Below are 17,539 nucleotides of genomic sequence, written 5' to 3'. Positions count from 1 at the left end.
GGCGGGCTTTTCATCTTTATTTCGAAAGGAGGCTGGCGTGATGTCTGCACCGCTTGCCGATCAAATCCGCCCGCAGTCGCTGGACGATGTTGTGGGGCAGCCCCACCTGCTGGGGAAGGATAAAGTCCTCCGACGCATGGTGGAAACCGGAAATATCCCGAATCTGATCTTTTACGGCCCGTCCGGAGTGGGGAAAACCACTGTTGCATCCATTATTGCAAAGCGCGCGGGGAAAAAACTGTTTAAGCTCAACGGCACCACGGCTTCGACCTCCGATATCCGGGAGGTCGTCAGCCAGCTGGATACCCTGGACGGGATGGGCGGGGTCATCCTCTATCTGGATGAAATCCAGTATCTGAATAAAAAACAGCAGCAGACGTTACTGGAGTTTATCGAAAACGGCTCAGTAACCCTGATTGCGTCAACCACCGAGAACCCATATTTTTACGTATATAACGCGATTCTTTCCCGGAGCACGGTGTTTGAGTTTTTGCCTGTCGGGCCCGAGGATGTTCTGCGCGCGGTCCGGCGTGCGTTCCAAAAAGCGGAGGAGTATTTCGGAGGGCAGTTTACCGTGGAAGCGGGCGTCGCGGAGCATATTGCGTCCGCCTGCGGCGGGGACGTGCGCAAAGCCGTCAATGCGGTGGAGATGCTCGCGCTGGCCTCCGCCGGGGGACATGTTACGCTGGAGGACGCCAAACAGGTGGCACAGAAAAGCGCGATGCGCTATGACCGGGACGGGGACGCCCATTACGACATCCTGTCCGCGTTCCAGAAGTCCATCCGGGGGTCGGATGAGAACGCCGGGCTGCACTATCTCGCGCGCCTGCTGGAGGCGGGCGATCTGATTTCCCCCTGCCGCCGGCTGCTGGTCATTGCGAGCGAGGATATCGGGCTTGCGTACCCGCAGGCGATCTCCATTGTGAAATCCTGCGTGGACGCCGCGGTGCAGCTTGGCCTGCCGGAAGCCAGGATCCCGCTTGCACAGGCGGTGATACTTCTTTGCACCAGCCCCAAGTCCAATACCGCGATCTGCGCGATCGACGCCGCGATGGCGGACGTGCGGGACGGAAAGACCGGCGAAATTCCCGCTCACCTGCGGGACGGGCACTATTCGGGCGCCCAAAAGCTGGGCCATGCGCAGGACTATCGTTATGCCCACGACTATCCGAATGATTATGTGAAGCAGCAGTATCTTCCTGACGCGCTCAAGGACCGTGTTTATTACCGGTTTGGGGAAAACAAGCTGGAATCCGCCGCCAGGGCTTATCGCGAAAAGATTGTGCGGGAATCTGAGTAAACAAAGATAAGCCGCCCGGTAACGGGCGGCTTATCTTCAATTGTATGTAGGAGGTTTGAACACGGTTTCAATTAAGCGGTCGGAGCATTCCGGGGAATACCGCCATCTGTCCAGATGCCCCTGTGTGAGAAAATAAGCGGAGGGCGCCACCCGATACGATGCGTCGAACGCGTCCACGATAATCAGCTTGGCCTTCATCTTTTCGGGAATCAGACTTTTGATATAAACGCTTGCGTGCTGCCCCACGCTGATGTCGTCCCGCGGTTCCGCCAGCCCGGCAAGGTTGGGGGTGAGTTCGACGAAGACACCGTAATCTTCAATCGAGCGCACAATGCCCGCGACCGTTTCACCCGGGGAAAACAGTGCGGCGTTTTCGCTCCAGGTGCCGAGCAGTTCTTTGTGGGATAGGGAAATTCGCCCGTCCGGCTCCACCGCGCGTACAATCGCCTTGATATCCTGCCCGGGGCGGAACCTGTCCCGCGGGTGGGAAATCCGGCTGATGGAAATGGCGTCGATGGGAATCAGGGAGGGAATGCCGCAGCCGATATCGACAAAGCATCCAAACGACTCCAAATGAGTCACTTTTGCGTCTATGATATCACCCGGCGTCAGCTTGCTGATATAATTCTCCATGCATTCCTGCTGAACCGCGCGCCGGGACAGCCGGGGTACGACAGACCCGTCTTCATGGCGGGTCAGCTCTGTGATTTTATAGCATACGGGCTTATTAACTTTGGAAATGATTGCAATATCGCGGGTGGTGCCGTCCGCAATACCGAGCGCACCTTCCTCGCGCGGGATGATGCCGCGGAATGCCCCCATATCCACAATCAGGTTGTGCTGGGCATCGCAGACAATTGCGCGGCTTTCAAGAATTTTTTCGGCGGCAAAGGCATCCTGCAGGGCTGAAACCGAACGGAAGGACTGCCGATTTGCTAAAGTATCCGCCCACATACCTTCTGGTTTATAGGTTGACATTTTGATACCCCTCCTCTTTGCACATGTCCTATCATATGCGGTGACCCGCACAGATTATGCGGGAGGAAGGGCCGCTTGGGTAAATGTCAAATAATTTACAGCAGAATTCTTGCGTTAAGAGGGAGTTGCCTGTATAATAATAGATTGTAAGATTCTGCAAGAATGGAGGGACTCCTGTGGATATCCGGGTGGGCGACATTTTGGCAATGAAAAAGCCGCATCCGTGCGGGGAGACGCATTTCACCGTCGGCCGGGTGGGGATGGACTTCCGTATCCGCTGCAACGGCTGCGGGCACGAAGTGATGGTGCCGCGCGCAAAGGTGGAAAAGAACATCAAAAAGGTTTTCCGGGACGGCGTGGAGATTGACAAAAATGCGCTCCGGGAATCACATTTGTAGCCGGACAGGAATTGTCCGCCAATGTGATTTTATCGAATAAAGGAGTTCATTTATGTTTGACAAGCTGGATTCTGTTGCTGCGCGTTACGAGGAAATCAACCACAGGCTGATGGAGCCGGACGTGGTAAATGACCAGAAAAAATATACCGATTTGATGAAGGAATATAAACGCCTGACTCCGATTGTGGAAAAATATCAGGAGTATCAGAAAGCAAAGCAGGGCTATCAGGACGCGCTTGAGCTGCTGGAGGAAGGCGACAGGGAACTGCGCGAGCTGGCGCAGGAGGAATATGACCTCAACAGGGAGCGGATGGAAACCGCCGCGCGGGAACTAAAAATCCTGCTGCTGCCCAGCGACCCCAACGACGACAAAAACGTGATCGTGGAAATCCGCGGGGGTGCCGGCGGGGAAGAGGCGGCGCTGTTTGCCAACAGCCTCTTCCGCATGTATACCATGTATGCGGATTCCTTGGGCTGGAACTGGGAGGTTTTAAACGCCAACGAGACGGAACTTGGGGGCTATAAGGAAATCAGTTTCTCTATCAACGGCGAGAATGCATATTCCCGCCTGAAGTTTGAAAGCGGGGTCCACCGGGTCCAGCGCGTTCCGGAAACCGAAACGCAGGGACGCATCCATACCTCCACCGTAACAGTCGCCGTATTGCCGGAAGCGGAGGAGGTCGAACTGGAAATTGACCCGAAGGATTTGCAGATTGACGTATTCCGTTCCAGCGGCGCGGGCGGCCAGCATGTCAACAAAACCTCCTCCGCCATCCGCGTGACCCATCTGCCGACCGGCATGGTTGTGGAATGTCAGGATGAACGTAGCCAGTATAAAAATAAGGATAAGGCGCTGAAAGTTCTGCGTTCCCGTCTGCTTGACATCAAGGTGCGGGAGCAGAACGACAAAATTGCGACCGAACGAAAACTCCAGGTGGGTACCGGCGACCGCTCGGAACGCATCCGTACCTACAACTATCCGCAGGGGCGTATGACCGACCACCGCATCGGGCTGACCCTCTATAAACTGGATTCGATCCTTAACGGCGACCTTGCCGAACTGCTGGACGCACTGATTACGTTTGATCAGGCGGAGAAGCTGCAGGCGTCGGCGGAAGATTGACAGCGCGGGATACCAAATTAACGGAGATGTAATTTTGCAGACCAAATTGTTAAAAATAACTCATACACAGCAGGACGAAGCGATTTTGAAGGAAGCCGCCGGACTGCTCGCGGCGGGTCATCTGGTGGCAATCCCGACCGAAACGGTTTACGGGCTGGCGGCAAATGCGCTCGACCCTAAGGCCGCCTCTGCCATTTATGCGGCAAAAGGGCGCCCGAGCGACAATCCGCTGATTGTGCACGTTTCGGATATTCGGGAAATTCCGCCGCTGGTCAAGCAGGTTCCAGAAACGCTGTACCGGCTGGCGGAGCGTTTCTGGCCCGGGCCAATGACAATTATAATGGAAAAATCCGACCTGGTGCCATATGAGACCTCGGGCGGGCTGGACACCGTTGCGATTCGGATGCCGTCGCATCCTGTCGCGCGGGAACTGATCCGCCGCTCCGGCGTGCCGCTGGCGGCGCCCTCGGCAAATCTTTCCGGTTCTCCCAGCCCGACCTGCGCGCAGCACTGTATGGATGACCTGACCGGGCGCGTCGAGGCGATTGTGGACGGCGGCAGTTGTGAGGTCGGTGTGGAATCCACTGTGCTGACGCTCTGCACAACGCCCCCCACGGTGCTCAGGCCCGGCGCTGTGACGCTGGAAATGCTGCGGGAGGTTCTCCCGGATATCCGGCTTGACCCGGGTATATTCCTGCATCTTTCGGACGACCGCAAGGTGTCGTCTCCCGGAATGAAATATAAGCACTATTCCCCAAAGGCGCGGGTGGTGCTTGTGCGCGGGCCGCTGGAAGCGTTCCGGCAGTTTATCGACGGACAGAGCGGCGATTTTGGAATTTTATGTTTTTCAGGGGAAGAATCCGGATTTTCCAGGCCGTGCATCGTTTACGGCGTAAAAGGGGACGCGGCGTCGCAGGCAAAACATCTGTTTGACGCGCTGCGAAAAGTGGATAAAGAACAAATGAAGCTGGTCTACGTCCGGATTGCGGACGGCGAAGGAATCGGGCAGGCCGTTTATAACCGGCTTTTGCGTGCCGCGGGATTTGACGAGATCCGGCTATGAGATAGATTAGGAGGCTGCAATTTGAAGGAAACAGGAGGAACAACCGTGGTAGGGCTGACGGGCCAGAGCGGCGCCGGAAAGTCCACCCTCAGCCGGATGTTTGCCGATCACGGCTATGAAGTGATTAATGCGGATGCGGTGGCGCGGGAAGCGATGGAAACATCGAATCTCTGCCTCTCCGATCTGGTTTTGGAATTTTCAACGGAGGTCATCCATCCCGACGCGACGCTGAACCGGGAAAAGCTGGCGGCCATTTGTTTTGGAGATAAAAGCAAGCTGCGGCGCCTGAATGAAATTACCTTTCCGTACATCATTGAGGCGATCACGCATAAACTAAAAGATGCGGAGAAGCGCGGGGTGCCGTTCCTTGTTCTGGACGCGCCAACTCTGTTTGAATCGGGTCTGGATAAGGAATGTGATCTGGTGGTTGCGGTGATTACCAGGGAAGAAACCCGGATGGCGCGGATTATCAGCCGGGATCATATGACAGAGGAAGCAGCTGCGCGCCGTATCAAAGCGCAGAATGGGGATGATTTTTACAGTTCCCGGGCCGATGAAGTCCTTTATAACGACGAAGATATGGATGCGCTTCGCCTCGCGTTCATAGAGCTTTGTGAACGTCTGGAAAAAGGACCGCCGGGCAGGCGGGAAACTCCTGATGGGACTCCGGGTGATACAGGGGAATTCGGCGAACTGAACTCTTGACACGGAGGGCGATCGTGAGCAAACATGTACGAAAAACGATTTTTGAACTGTTTTTGCTGCTCCTTGCCGTATTCGGAGGAATTTTTGCCTCAAGATATGGGTTTGAGCAGTATTACCGCAGCGCGTATCCGATGAAGTATTCGGATTTGATTGACCAAGCCTGCGCTGAAAAAGGGCTTGACCGTGCGCTGGTTTACGCGGTTGTCCGCACAGAAAGCGGCTTTGACCCAAAGGCAGTGTCCGGTGTGGGCGCGCGGGGACTGATGCAGCTGATGCCGGACGCGTTTGAGTGGGTTCAGATGCGCCGCGGGGAGGCCTCGGGGCTGGACCACGACCTGCTGTTCGACCCGGCGGTCAATATTGACTATGGAACCACGATGCTGAAACTATTGCAGGATGAGTTTTCTAAGCCTGAAAATGTGCTGTGCGCGTATCATGCGGGCTGGGGGAGTGTGAAAAAGTGGCTGGCAAACAGCGACTATGCGCCGGACGGGAAGACGGTGACCAATATTCCGTATCAGGATACGGCGGCCTATGTGGCGAAAGTAACGAAGACGATGGGAATTTACCGAAAGCTTTATGATTTATAAATTTGTATTGACAGGGAGGAATCTTGATGGAGAAAGAAAAAACCCAGGGCGAGCTTCTGCAGGAAGAACTTCTGCTGAACCGCAAGAATATGGGCATGACGAACGACGAAGCGGCTGAGGAAGCCGCGCAGACTTTCTGTGAGCCTTATAAAGCGTTTCTGGACCGCTGCAAGCTGGAGCGCGAAGCGGTCTCTGCGATGATTGAAATGGTGCAGGCGGCAGGTTATACGGAATTTGACCGCACGAAAAACTACCAGCCCGGAGACCGGGTCTATCGCAATAACCGCGGGAAAGCGCTGTTGCTCGCAACCATCGGGGAAAAACCGATTACCGACGGCGTACGCATTATGGCGAGCCATATCGATTCGCCCCGTCTGGATTTGAAGCCCAACCCTGTTTACGAGGAGGCTCAGCTGGCGCTCTTCAAGACACACTACTACGGCGGAATCAAGCGCTATCAGTGGGGGACCATTCCGCTTGCGCTGCACGGCGTGATTGTAAAAAAGAACGGAGAGACCCTCCGTGTTGCCCTCGGCGAAGACGAGGGAGATCCTGTTTTCACCGTAACCGATCTTCTGCCGCATCTTGCAGTCGAGCAGATGAAGCGGAGTCTGAAAGACGGGCTGAAAGGCGAGGAACTGAATGTTCTGATCGGCTGCCGCCCGTTCAAGGATGACAAGATCAGCGAAAAAGTCAAGCTGAATATTCACCGTCTGCTGAACGAAAAATACGGCATTGTGGAGGCGGATTTCCTTTCCGCAGAGCTTTCGATGGTGCCGGCATTTAAAGCGCGTGACATCGGGTTTGACCGCTCGATGGTCGGCGCATACGGTCATGATGACCGCGTCTGCGCATATACGTCCCTGATGGCGACGCTGGAGGTGCAGAATCCTCCCTATACAACAGTCACTGTTTTTGCAGATAAGGAAGAAACCGGTTCCGACGGAAATACCGGTCTGGATTCCTATTATCTCAAATATTTTGTGGCGGATCTTGCGGCGCAGCAGGACGCGGACGCGCGGGATGTGCTGTCGAAATCCACCTGCCTTTCCGCAGATGTCAACGCCGCGTTTGACCCGACCTTCGGGGATACGATGGAAAAGCGCAACTGCGCCTATCTCAACTACGGCGTGGTTGTCACCCAGTATACCGGTTCGGGCGGGAAATACGGCACAAGTCAGGCCTCGGCGGAATTCATGGCTTCTGTGCGCCGTATGCTGGACGATGCAAAAATTTCCTGGCAGACCGGCGAGCTTGGAAAGGTTGACGGCGGCGGCGGCGGAACGGTCGCGAAATATGTCGCCAAGCTGAATGTAGACGTGGTGGACGTCGGCGTACCGGTGCTCTCGATGCACGCACCTTTTGAAGTGGTTTCCAAAAACGACGTTTATGCCACCTACTGTGCGTTTAAGGCTTACGCGGAGGCGGAATAGCGGGCTGCACGCAATTTTGAATGACAGGATGTTTGTATTTTGTTTGACTTCTTGGGGCCGTTTTCACTGATTGTCTTTTTTGTGATCGGCATTGTCATCGGCGCGGCTGTTTTCCCCCTCAAATGGCTGAAGGCAAACGGCTGGCTGCAAATCGTGGGCATTGCGCTCACCCTGTTTTCCATGGGCGCGTCCATGGCAGGCAGCCCCACCTTCTTTGCGGATCTGCGCAGCGCGGGCATGAAAGCGTTTCTTTATGCGCTGGTGTCCATCGCGGGGTCTGTGCTGGCCGTATTTCTTTTATGCAGAGCCGTCATGAAAAAGGGGGAGGATGACAAGTGATTTTTGTCGCATTGGGAAGCCTTGTGCTTGGAATTTTATGCGGCGGCCTGTTCCTGTCTCCGGAGATGACGGCGGGCATGGATACGCTGATGTCCTACGCGCTCATGATTCTGCTGGTTTCCGTCGGAATTGAAGTGGGCACCAATAAAACAGTGTTTCGGAAGATACGGGAGTATCATATTAAGATTCTGGCAATTCCGCTGGGCGTGGCGGTCGGGTCGATTTCCGGAGGAATTCTGCTGGGAATTTTCCTTGGTGACGCACCGAATGTCAGCGCGGCGATTTCCTCCGGTTTTGGTTTTTACAGCGTTTCGGCAGTGATTCTGCGCGAACTGGGAGGCTCCCGGCTTGGCACCGTTGCATTTATGACGAATATGTTCCGGGAACTGCTTTCCTATTTATTGATTCCTCTTGTGGCGAAATACTGCGGCCGTTATGCGGCAATTGCGCCGTCCGGAGCGACCGCCATGGATACCACGCTTCCCGCCATCGCAAAATCCACCGATCATGAAACCGCTTTGATGGCAGTCATCACAGGCGTAGTGCTCACAGCGCTGGTTCCAATTTTAGTGCCGGTTCTCTACAATTTGTAGTCCGAAAGGACAAAACAACAAAAAATCCATGCATGTTCGCATGGATTTTCTTTTGCGGTTTATAAAATTGTATTGACAACCATAATGAAGTATGGTAGACTAATATACTGTATCAAAATGGCTAATTTTGCATTAAACTATAAAGAGTATAACATGTTTCGACAGGTTTGGCAATAGTGATTTGCAAAATTTATAGGTGTTGGTTGGAAATCTTATAAATTTTGCACAACATTGTGATAGATTTTTCCAAATGTCCGCGGGGCATGGAGGACCATGTCCGGCAAAGGTAAAATTTTGTCGGGCAAATCAGATGAATGGAGTGAGCAAAAGCCTATGGTGAATGTCAAGCCAGTAAAGCAAGGCAAAACGACTCGTATGAGTTTTTCTCGCATCAATGAGGTGCTGCAGATGCCGAACCTCATTGAAGTCCAGAAGAATTCTTATCAGTGGTTTCTTGATGAAGGGCTGAAAGAGGTGTTTAAGGACGTCTCGTCGATCACTGACTATCAGGGGAATCTCGTGTTGGATTTCATCGACTACCGTCTGGACGACAAACCGAAATACACCATCGAGGAGTGCAAGGAACGCGACGCGACCTATGCCGCGCCTTTGAGGGTCAGGGCCAGCCTTTTGAACAAGGAGACCGGCGAGGTAAAAGAGCAAGACATATTCATGGGAGACTTTCCGCTGATGACTGACAGCGGCACATTCATCATCAATGGTGCGGAGCGTGTTATTGTATCCCAGTTAGTCCGTTCCCCGGGCGTTTACTATGGTTCTTCTCACGATAAGAGCGGAAAACAACTGTTCACAGCCACCGTTATCCCCAACCGAGGCGCCTGGCTGGAATATGAAACCGATTCCAATGATGTTTTTTATGTGCGCATCGATAAAAACCGCAAACTGCCGGTAACCACCTTTATTCGCGCCCTGGGCCTTGCGTCCAACGACGAGATTATAGGCTTTTTCGGCGACGACGAGCGGATTCTCTCAACCCTGGAAAAGGACAGCACCGTTAATATGGAGGAAGCGCTGCTCGAGGTTTACCGCAAGCTGCGCCCCGGCGAGCCGCCGACGGTGGATTCGGCCCAAAGCCATATCGATTCCCTGTTCTTTGACCCGCGCCGTTACGACCTTTCCAAGGTCGGACGCTATAAATACAATAAAAAGCTCGCAATCACGCCGCGGATTATGGGTCGTATCGCGGCCCGTCCGGTTGTCGACCCGCTGACCGGCGAAATGCTCGCCGAACCGGACACCGTCCTGTCCCGCGAGCTTGCTGAAAAAATCGGCAGATGCGGCGTGGACACCGTTTATATCAAGGACGGCGAACGTGAGATCAAAGTCTTTTCCAACGGCATGGTGGACCTCAAGAACTTTGTTCAGTTCGACTGTGCGGAGCTTGGAATCAATGAAAAGGTTCGCTTCGCGGTGCTGCGCGAGATTCTGGAGAACTGTCAGAATGACGGCGAGCTGAAGGTTCAGATTGTAGCGCGCCGTGACGAACTGATTCCCAAACACATTATAAAAGACGATATTTTCGCATCCATCAATTATCTCTGCGGGATTGGCCATGACGTTGGAACTGTGGACGACATCGACCACTTGGGCAACCGCCGTATCCGTTCGGTCGGCGAGCTGCTTCAGAATCAATTCCGAATCGGTTTTTCCCGTATGGAGCGTGTAATCCGTGAGCGCATGGCGACTCAGGCGCAGGATATGGATGTCGTTACCCCGCAGGCACTGATCAATATCCGCCCGGTAGTGGCATCTATTAAAGAGTTTTTCGGTTCTTCTCCGCTGAGCCAGTTCATGGATCAGACAAACCCGCTCGCCGAGCTGACGCATAAGCGCCGTCTGTCCGCGCTGGGCCCCGGAGGCCTCTCCCGTGACCGCGCGGGATTTGAGGTCCGCGACGTGCATTACAGTCATTACGGCCGCATGTGCCCGATTGAGACGCCCGAAGGCCCGAACATCGGCCTGATCTCCTACCTTGCTTCTTTTGCGCGAATCAATGAGTACGGCTTTATCGAGGCCCCATACAGACGGGTGGATAAAGCGACCGGAATTGTTCTTGATGAAGTAGAGTATATGACTGCGGATATTGAGGACATGTATATCGTTGCACAGGCCAACGAGCCGCTGAATGAAGAAGGCCGTTTTGTCAATGAAAAGGTCAGTGTGCGCTACCGCGATTCCGTCATGATCTGTGAACGGGAAAAAGTCGACTACATGGACGTTTCGCCGAAGATGGTGGTGTCCGTCGCGACCGCGATGATTCCGTTTCTGGAAAACGATGACGCAAACCGCGCGCTGATGGGCGCGAACATGCAGCGTCAGGCGGTACCCCTGCTGAAACCGGAGGCGCCGATTGTGGCTACCGGTATGGAATACAAATCCGCTGTGGACTCCGGCGTCGTTGTGGTTGCGAAACAGGCCGGCGTAATTGACGCCGTATCCGCGAATGAAATCGTGATCCGCGACGATCAGGGGGAACGGCACTCCTACCATCTGATCAAGTTCCTGCGTTCTAACCAGAGTACCTGCATCAACCAGCGCCCGATTGTCAATAAAGGCGAGCGGGTGGGAGTCGGCCAGGTCATTGCGGACGGACCTTCGACTGAAAACGGAGAAATCAGTCTCGGACGCAATATGCTCATCGGCTTTATGACGTGGGAAGGCTACAACTACGAAGACGCGGTTCTGATCAATGAAAAACTGGTCAAGGACGATCTGTACACTTCAATTCACATTGAGGAATATGAAATTGAAGCGCGTGACACCAAGCTGGGACCTGAGGAAATTACCCGCGACATTCCGAACGTGGGCGACGATGCGCTCAAGGAACTGGATGAGCGCGGCATTATCCGCATCGGTGCCGAGGTGCGCGCCGGAGATATTCTGGTTGGCAAGGTAACTCCGAAGGGAGAAACGGAGCTGAATGCGGAAGAGCGCCTGCTGCGCGCCATCTTCGGCGAGAAGGCGCGTGAAGTGCGTGACACTTCGCTGCGCGTGCCGCATGGCGAATATGGAACCATCGTGGATGTCAAGGTATTTACCCGCGACAACTGCGACGAACTTTCTCCCGGCGTCAATATGGTGGTGCGCTGCTATATTGTCCAGAAAAGAAAGATCAGCGTCGGCGACAAGATGGCCGGACGCCACGGAAACAAGGGTGTTGTTTCGCGTGTTCTGCCGCAGGAGGATATGCCTTACCTGCCGGACGGACGCCCGCTTGACATCCTGCTGAACCCTCTGGGCGTGCCTTCCCGTATGAATATCGGACAGGTGCTTGAGGTCCATCTCGGACGCGCGGCGGCGGAACTGGGCTGGAAGGTCATGACGCCGGTATTCGACGGAGCAAACGAAACTGATATTGCTGACTGTCTGGAAAAGGCCGGCTTGCCCCGCGACGGAAAAATCCGTCTGCGCGACGGCAGAACCGGTGAAGAGTTCGATAATCCGGTTACTGTGGGTTATATGTACTACCTGAAACTCCATCATCTGGTCGACGATAAAATCCATGCCCGTTCTACCGGGCCGTACTCGCTGGTAACGCAGCAGCCTCTGGGCGGCAAGGCTCAGTTCGGCGGACAGCGTTTCGGAGAGATGGAGGTTTGGGCGCTGGAGGCCTACGGCGCCGCTTACACGCTGCAGGAAATCCTGACGGTCAAATCGGACGACGTGGTCGGACGTGTAAAAACATTTGAAGCGATTGTCAAAGGTAAAAACGTTCCGAGACCCGGTATTCCAGAGGCGTTTAAAGTGCTGATCAAGGAAGTGCAGTCACTTGGCCTTGACATTCGGGTTCTTAACAAGGACAATCAGGAAATCGATATGAAGCAGACCTTCGATGACGATGATAATATGGGGCTGACCCCTGTGGATGATTCGCTGACGGCGGGCACCGAAGTCGCGAGCGACTTTGAGGATGGCTTCGACATTGAGCACCCGGATACCGATGCGGATATCGATCTGCTCGATGTGGAACTTGATGAGGACATAGAGGATAGTTTTGATCCCATTGAGGCGCTGGGACTGGATGATATAGCGAATGACGACAATTTCTAAGATAAAGGAAAGAGGGGTTCGCATTTGGAATTTAACGTTTTTGAATCAATAAAGATCGGACTCGCGTCGCCCGACCTGATCAGGGAATGGTCCTGGGGAGAAGTGAAAAAACCGGAGACCATCAACTACCGTACCCTGAAACCGGAGCGCGAAGGGCTGTTCTGTGAAAAGATTTTTGGCCCGACCAAGGACTGGGAGTGCTACTGCGGGCGTTATAAGCGGATCCGCTATAAGGGCAAGATCTGTGAGCGCTGCGGCGTTGAGGTGACGCGCTCCAAGGTCCGCCGCGAGCGTATGGGCCATATTGAACTGGCCGCCCCCGTATCCCATATCTGGTATTTCAAAGGCACCAGCAGCCGGATGGGCCTTCTGCTCAATATGTCCCCGCGTCTGTTGGAAAAGGTACTTTATTTTGCATCTTACGTCGTACTTGACCCGGGTATGACCAACCTGAAAAAATATACGCTGCTTTCCGAAAAGGAATACAGGGACCTGAAGGAAGCTTATGAGGACGACTTCCGCGCCGGAATGGGCGCGGAGGCGATCAAGGAGCTTTTGGCGGAGCTGGATCTGGATGCGCTTTCCAAAGAGCTGAAAACCGATCTGGAAACCGCCGCCGGGCAAAAACGCATTAAGCTCCTCAAGAGGCTGGAAGTGGTGGAGGCGTTCCGCCACAGCCACAACAAGCCCGAATGGATGATTCTGGATGTTGTCCCGGTTATCCCTCCGGATATCCGCCCGATGGTGCAGCTGGACGGCGGACGGTTCGCCACAAGCGATCTCAACGACCTCTACCGGCGTGTGATTAACCGTAATAACCGTCTGAAAAAGCTTCTGGAGCTGGGTGCGCCGGATATCATTGTCCGCAATGAAAAGCGGATGCTGCAGGAAGCGGTGGACGCGTTGATCGACAACGGCCGCCGCGGCCGCCCGGTGACCGGCCCGAATAACCGCCCGCTGAAATCCCTTTCCGACATGCTCAAGGGGAAACAGGGCCGTTTCCGTCAGAACCTGCTCGGCAAACGTGTGGACTATTCCGGACGTTCGGTTATCGTTGTCGGGCCTGAACTCAAGATGTATCAGTGCGGCCTCCCGAAGGAGATGGCGCTGGAACTCTTCAAGCCGTTTGTCATGAAGCGGCTGGTTGACCTGAAAGTGGCAACCAACATCAAAAACGCGCGTAAGATGGTCGAGCGCGCAACCGTCATGGACGTGTGGGACTGCCTGGAAGTGGTCATCAAGGATCACCCCGTGCTGCTGAACCGTGCACCTACCCTGCACAGGCTCGGTATTCAGGCGTTCGAGCCGGTTCTTGTTGAGGGGCGCGCGCTGAAGCTGCATCCGCTCGCCTGCACCGCGTACAACGCGGACTTCGACGGCGACCAGATGGCCGTTCACGTCCCGCTGTCCGCCGAGGCGCAGGCGGAAGCCCGCTTCCTGATGCTTGCCGCCAACAACCTGCTCAAACCTTCCGACGGCAAGCCGGTGACTGTGCCGACGCAGGACATGGTGCTGGGTTCCTACTATCTTACCATGGTGCGCGAGGACGAAATCGGAGCCGGCAAGGTGTTCCGTGATTTTAACGAGGCCATAATGGCTTACCAGTCTGGCGCTGTCGGCCTGCATGCTCCGATTAAGGTGCGTATTACCAAACAGGTAGGCGATGAGCGTGTTTCGCGCATTGTTGACACCACGGTCGGCCGGATCATCTTTAATGACCCGATCCCACAGGATTTGGGCTATGTCGACAGAAGCGATCCGGAACATGCTTTCGACCTTGAAATCAGCTTCCTCGTCCGCAAAAAGGAACTTGGAAAAATCATTGATAAATGCATCCGCACCTATGGAACCGCGAGAACCGCTGAGGTTCTTGACCGTGTTAAGGCGCAGGGCTTCAAATATTCCACAAAGGGCGCGATCACCGTTGCGGTATCCGATGCCCTGATTCCGCCGGAAAAAGCGGAGTTCATCGCTGAGGCCGACAAAAAGGTGGATGCGATCAAACGCCAGTACGACCGCGGATTTATTTCCGATGAAGTCCGCTACGAGCGCGTGGTTGCAACCTGGAACGACTGCTCCGCCAAGGTTAAGGATGCTCTGACCAAGACGTTTGGAGAGCGCAACCCGATTTATATGATGGCGGATTCCGGGGCCCGTGGTTCCATGGACCAGATCAGGCAGCTTGCCGGTATGCGCGGGCTGATTGCCAACACCTCCGGACGTGCGATTGAAATCCCGATTAAATCCAACTATCGTGAAGGCCTCAATATTTTGGAATACTTCCAGTCCTCCCGAGGCGCCCGTAAAGGCCTGGCCGATACCGCGCTGAGAACGGCGGACTCCGGTTATCTGACCCGACGTCTGGTCGACGTTTCGCAGGATGTCATCATCCGTGAGCATGACTGCGGCACGCACGAAGGCCTTGTCGTCTGCGATATCGTAGACAGCGGCCGTGTCATTGAGGATTTTGCGGAGCGTATGATCGGCAGATATGTGGCTGACGACGTCGTTGACCCGAAGACCGGGGAAGTGCTGGTCAGCCGCGACAAGATGATGACCGAGGCGGACGCTAAGAAAATCAAGGATGCAGGATATACGGAAATCAAGATCCGCACGCCGCTCAACTGCGAATCCAAGATCGGTGTCTGCGCAAAATGCTATGGTGCCAATCTTGCAAACGGACAGCCGGTCGGCGTCGGCGAGGCGGTGGGTATCATCGCGGCGCAGTCGATCGGTGAGCCGGGCACACAGCTTACCATGAGAACGTTCCATACCGGCGGTATCGCGTCGGCCGCGGATATTACACAGGGTCTTCCCCGCGTCGAGGAACTGTTTGAAGCCAGAAAGCCGAAGAACAGCGCGATCATCTCCCATTTGGACGGTGTGGTTTCCTTTGAGAAGGACCCGAAGGGCGGAGATTTTGTGGTGATCACCGCGGAAGACGGCGAACGCTTCGAGCGCCAGGTGGTTTACGGTTCTACGCTGCGCGTTTCTGCCGGCGATACTGTGAAGAAAGGCGACCTGATTACTGAAGGCTCTGTGGAACCGAATGAGATTCTGACTGTCAGCGGTCATCTTGCCGTACAGGATTACCTGATCAAGGAAGTGCAGAGAACCTACCGTACGCAGGGTGTTGACATCAATGATAAGCACATCGAAGTCATTGTCCGCCAGATGATGCGCAAGGTGAAGATTGTTGACGGCGGGGATACCTCGCTCATTACAGGCGCGAACATTGAAAAAGGCGAGCTTCTGCGCATCAATAATGAAATTAGCGAGCTGAACGCAAAAGATGGCGGCAGCCGCCGTCCCGCAGAAGGAATCCCGGTGCTGCTCGGTATTACCAAGGCCTCCCTTGCGACGGAGTCGTTTATGTCGGCAGCTTCCTTCCAGGAGACCACCCGTGTCCTGACGGAAGCAGCCATCAAAGGCAAAATCGACCACCTCATGGGGCTCAAAGAAAACGTCATCATCGGCAAACTGGTTCCCGCAGGCACAGGTACGGTGGATTATGATACGCTGGAAATTGACAGTACAAGTGGCAGTCATTCCGATAAAGCGGATTATGATTTTATCAGCGACCTTGATGTGGATACTGACGAAGCGTCGAATGCGTAAAATGTCATTGTGTAATCGTACAAAACGTGTAAAATCAGTCTGTATGTATTGACAATTTGACCCTGCACGAGATATAATTAGAGCTTGTGAGGCCACCCTCAGGGTGGCGTTCCGCTCCCTGATTTCGGTGGGGCAGAGCATTCCGCTTTGCCCCTTTGAAATAAATAAAGGCCGAAAGGCCGAACAATCATGTAAGGAGGTGCAATATGCCAACCTTTAACCAGCTCGTACGTAAGGGCAGAGAGGTCATGGTGAAGAAATCGACAGCTCCCGCGCTTCTGAAAGGATGGAACTCCAAGAAAAGGGTTTCCATTGATCAGAATTCCCCGCAAAAAAGAGGAGTCTGCACAGCCATCAGAACTTCTACCCCGAAAAAGCCGAACTCTGCGCTCAGAAAAGTTGCAAGGGTTAGATTGTCCAATGGAATCGAGGCAACAGCTTATATTCCCGGTATCGGACACAACCTGCAGGAGCATAGCGTTGTGCTGATCCGCGGCGGACGTGTTAAGGACCTTCCTGGTGTTCGTTACCACATTATCCGTGGTACTCTCGATGCGCAGGGCGTAGCGAAGAGAATGCAGGCAAGATCCAAATACGGAGCAAAACGTCCTAAGGCTGGTGCCAAGAAGTAATAAAACTTTTCGATTATTCTGCCAATTTCAGGCTACTATATAGTAGACTTGTTTTTTGGCGCAGACGAAAGTTTTGTCACTTTCGAGTACCAATGAATTCATTATAATTGTGAAGGAGGGAAGCGAAGTGCCAAGAAGAGGTCGTATCGCAAAACGTGATGTTTTGCCAGATCCACTGTACAATTCCAAACTGGTTACACGCCTGATTAACAACATCATGTATGATGGCAAAAAAGGTGTCGCACAGAAAATTGTATATGGTGCATTCGATATCGTCAAGGAAAAAACAGGCAAGGATCCCCTGGAAGCTTTTGAGCAGTCCATGGAGAACATCATGCCTGTGTTAGAGGTAAAAGCCCGTCGTGTCGGCGGCGCTACCTATCAGGTTCCTATGGAGGTGCGTCCGGAACGGCGCCAGACATTGGGTCTGCGCTGGATCACCACTTATTCCAGGAACCGCGGAGAGAAGACTATGAAAGAACGCCTTGCAGGTGAAATCATGGATTCTCTCAACCAGACCGGCGGTGCAGTGAAGAAGCGCGAAGATACCCACAAAATGGCAGAGGCCAACAAGGCGTTTGCACATTACAGATGGTAGTCTGCTGCTTTTGGAGCTGCCGCAACCGGATGTTAAGCATTTATTTCAACCGGCGACGCCAGCCCCTGGCTGTCTAGGCGTCGGAGTATCAAAAGGGA

General features: G+C 54.1%; 14 protein-coding genes. 13 read left to right on the top strand and 1 reads right to left on the bottom strand.

Annotated features, from left to right (window positions below):
* The first annotated feature begins 40 nt into the window (after nt 1–40).
* Nucleotides 41–1,300 carry a replication-associated recombination protein A gene (locus C1A10_RS08755; protein WP_101909921.1) on the top strand — a complete coding sequence of 420 codons (1,260 nt, stop codon included), beginning with the start codon at nt 41–43 and terminating at the stop codon, nt 1,298–1,300.
* A 36-nt stretch (nt 1,301–1,336) separates the two neighbouring features.
* On the opposite strand, the gene C1A10_RS08750 is transcribed toward C1A10_RS08755, so the two are convergent.
* The gene (locus C1A10_RS08750) at nt 1,337–2,278 is read right to left on the bottom strand and encodes a S1 RNA-binding domain-containing protein (protein ID WP_101909920.1); all 942 of its coding nucleotides are present in this window, start codon (nt 2,276–2,278) and stop codon (nt 1,337–1,339) included.
* A 176-nt stretch (nt 2,279–2,454) separates the two neighbouring features.
* Between C1A10_RS08750 and C1A10_RS08745 the strand changes: the two genes are divergently transcribed.
* From C1A10_RS08745 to rpsG, 12 genes are all read left to right on the top strand, one after another.
* On the top strand, nt 2,455–2,676 hold the full coding sequence (locus C1A10_RS08745) for a DUF951 domain-containing protein (RefSeq protein ID WP_101909919.1): 222 nt from the start codon (nt 2,455–2,457) through the stop codon (nt 2,674–2,676).
* A 52-nt stretch (nt 2,677–2,728) separates the two neighbouring features.
* Nucleotides 2,729–3,799 carry a peptide chain release factor 1 gene (gene prfA / locus C1A10_RS08740; RefSeq protein WP_101909918.1) on the top strand — a complete coding sequence of 357 codons (1,071 nt, stop codon included), beginning with the start codon at nt 2,729–2,731 and terminating at the stop codon, nt 3,797–3,799.
* A gap of 34 nt (nt 3,800–3,833) precedes the next feature.
* A complete protein-coding gene (locus tag C1A10_RS08735; protein ID WP_101909917.1) occupies nt 3,834–4,862 on the top strand; it encodes an L-threonylcarbamoyladenylate synthase in 1,029 nt (342 codons plus the stop codon).
* 21 nt (nt 4,863–4,883) lie between these two features.
* Nucleotides 4,884–5,567 (top strand): dephospho-CoA kinase, encoded by a 684-nt coding sequence (coaE, locus tag C1A10_RS08730; RefSeq protein ID WP_101909916.1) that lies wholly within the window; start codon nt 4,884–4,886, stop codon nt 5,565–5,567.
* A 14-nt stretch (nt 5,568–5,581) separates the two neighbouring features.
* Nucleotides 5,582–6,157: a lytic transglycosylase domain-containing protein gene (locus C1A10_RS08725; RefSeq protein WP_101909915.1), complete on the top strand. Its 576-nt coding sequence runs from the start codon at nt 5,582–5,584 to the stop codon at nt 6,155–6,157.
* Nucleotides 6,158–6,183: 26 nt separating this feature from the next.
* Nucleotides 6,184–7,590 (top strand): aminopeptidase, encoded by a 1,407-nt coding sequence (locus C1A10_RS08720; RefSeq protein WP_101909914.1) that lies wholly within the window; start codon nt 6,184–6,186, stop codon nt 7,588–7,590.
* A gap of 39 nt (nt 7,591–7,629) precedes the next feature.
* Nucleotides 7,630–7,929, top strand: coding sequence for a LysO family transporter (locus tag C1A10_RS08715; RefSeq protein ID WP_101909913.1), 300 nt, complete (start codon nt 7,630–7,632; stop codon nt 7,927–7,929).
* Nucleotides 7,926–8,522, top strand: a complete 597-nt coding sequence (locus tag C1A10_RS08710) for a LysO family transporter (protein WP_101909912.1) — start codon at nt 7,926–7,928, stop codon at nt 8,520–8,522. Before C1A10_RS08715 ends, C1A10_RS08710 begins: the two co-directional genes overlap by 4 nt.
* 333 nt (nt 8,523–8,855) lie before the next feature.
* Nucleotides 8,856–12,593 carry a DNA-directed RNA polymerase subunit beta gene (rpoB, locus tag C1A10_RS08705; protein WP_101911611.1) on the top strand — a complete coding sequence of 1,246 codons (3,738 nt, stop codon included), beginning with the start codon at nt 8,856–8,858 and terminating at the stop codon, nt 12,591–12,593.
* Between the two features lie 24 nt (nt 12,594–12,617).
* Nucleotides 12,618–16,211: a DNA-directed RNA polymerase subunit beta' gene (gene rpoC / locus C1A10_RS08700; protein ID WP_101909911.1), complete on the top strand. Its 3,594-nt coding sequence runs from the start codon at nt 12,618–12,620 to the stop codon at nt 16,209–16,211.
* A 206-nt stretch (nt 16,212–16,417) separates the two neighbouring features.
* Nucleotides 16,418–16,843 carry a 30S ribosomal protein S12 gene (gene rpsL, locus C1A10_RS08695; protein ID WP_101909910.1) on the top strand — a complete coding sequence of 142 codons (426 nt, stop codon included), beginning with the start codon at nt 16,418–16,420 and terminating at the stop codon, nt 16,841–16,843.
* A gap of 127 nt (nt 16,844–16,970) precedes the next feature.
* Nucleotides 16,971–17,441 carry a 30S ribosomal protein S7 gene (gene rpsG / locus C1A10_RS08690; RefSeq protein ID WP_180951065.1) on the top strand — a complete coding sequence of 157 codons (471 nt, stop codon included), beginning with the start codon at nt 16,971–16,973 and terminating at the stop codon, nt 17,439–17,441.
* Nucleotides 17,442–17,539 lie beyond the last annotated feature (98 nt).

The sequence above is a fragment of the Marasmitruncus massiliensis genome, assembly GCF_900186535.1.
Taxonomy (GTDB): domain Bacteria; phylum Bacillota; class Clostridia; order Oscillospirales; family Ruminococcaceae; genus Anaerotruncus; species Anaerotruncus massiliensis_A.
The sequence above is the reverse complement of the archived record's forward strand: the minus strand, read 5'-3'. Positions and strand labels throughout refer to the sequence as shown.

What these genes read in the sequence shown, in the direction of transcription:
- C1A10_RS08755 (WP_101909921.1), top strand. Translation starts at nt 41, where the DNA reads ATGTCTGCACCGCTTGCCGATCAAATCCGCCCGCAGTCGCTGGACGAT.
- C1A10_RS08750 (WP_101909920.1), bottom strand. Translation starts at nt 2,278, where the DNA reads ATGTCAACCTATAAACCAGAAGGTATGTGGGCGGATACTTTAGCAAAT.
- prfA (WP_101909918.1), top strand. Translation starts at nt 2,729, where the DNA reads ATGTTTGACAAGCTGGATTCTGTTGCTGCGCGTTACGAGGAAATCAAC.
- C1A10_RS08720 (WP_101909914.1), top strand. Translation starts at nt 6,184, where the DNA reads ATGGAGAAAGAAAAAACCCAGGGCGAGCTTCTGCAGGAAGAACTTCTG.
- rpoB (WP_101911611.1), top strand. Translation starts at nt 8,856, where the DNA reads ATGGTGAATGTCAAGCCAGTAAAGCAAGGCAAAACGACTCGTATGAGT.
- rpsL (WP_101909910.1), top strand. Translation starts at nt 16,418, where the DNA reads ATGCCAACCTTTAACCAGCTCGTACGTAAGGGCAGAGAGGTCATGGTG.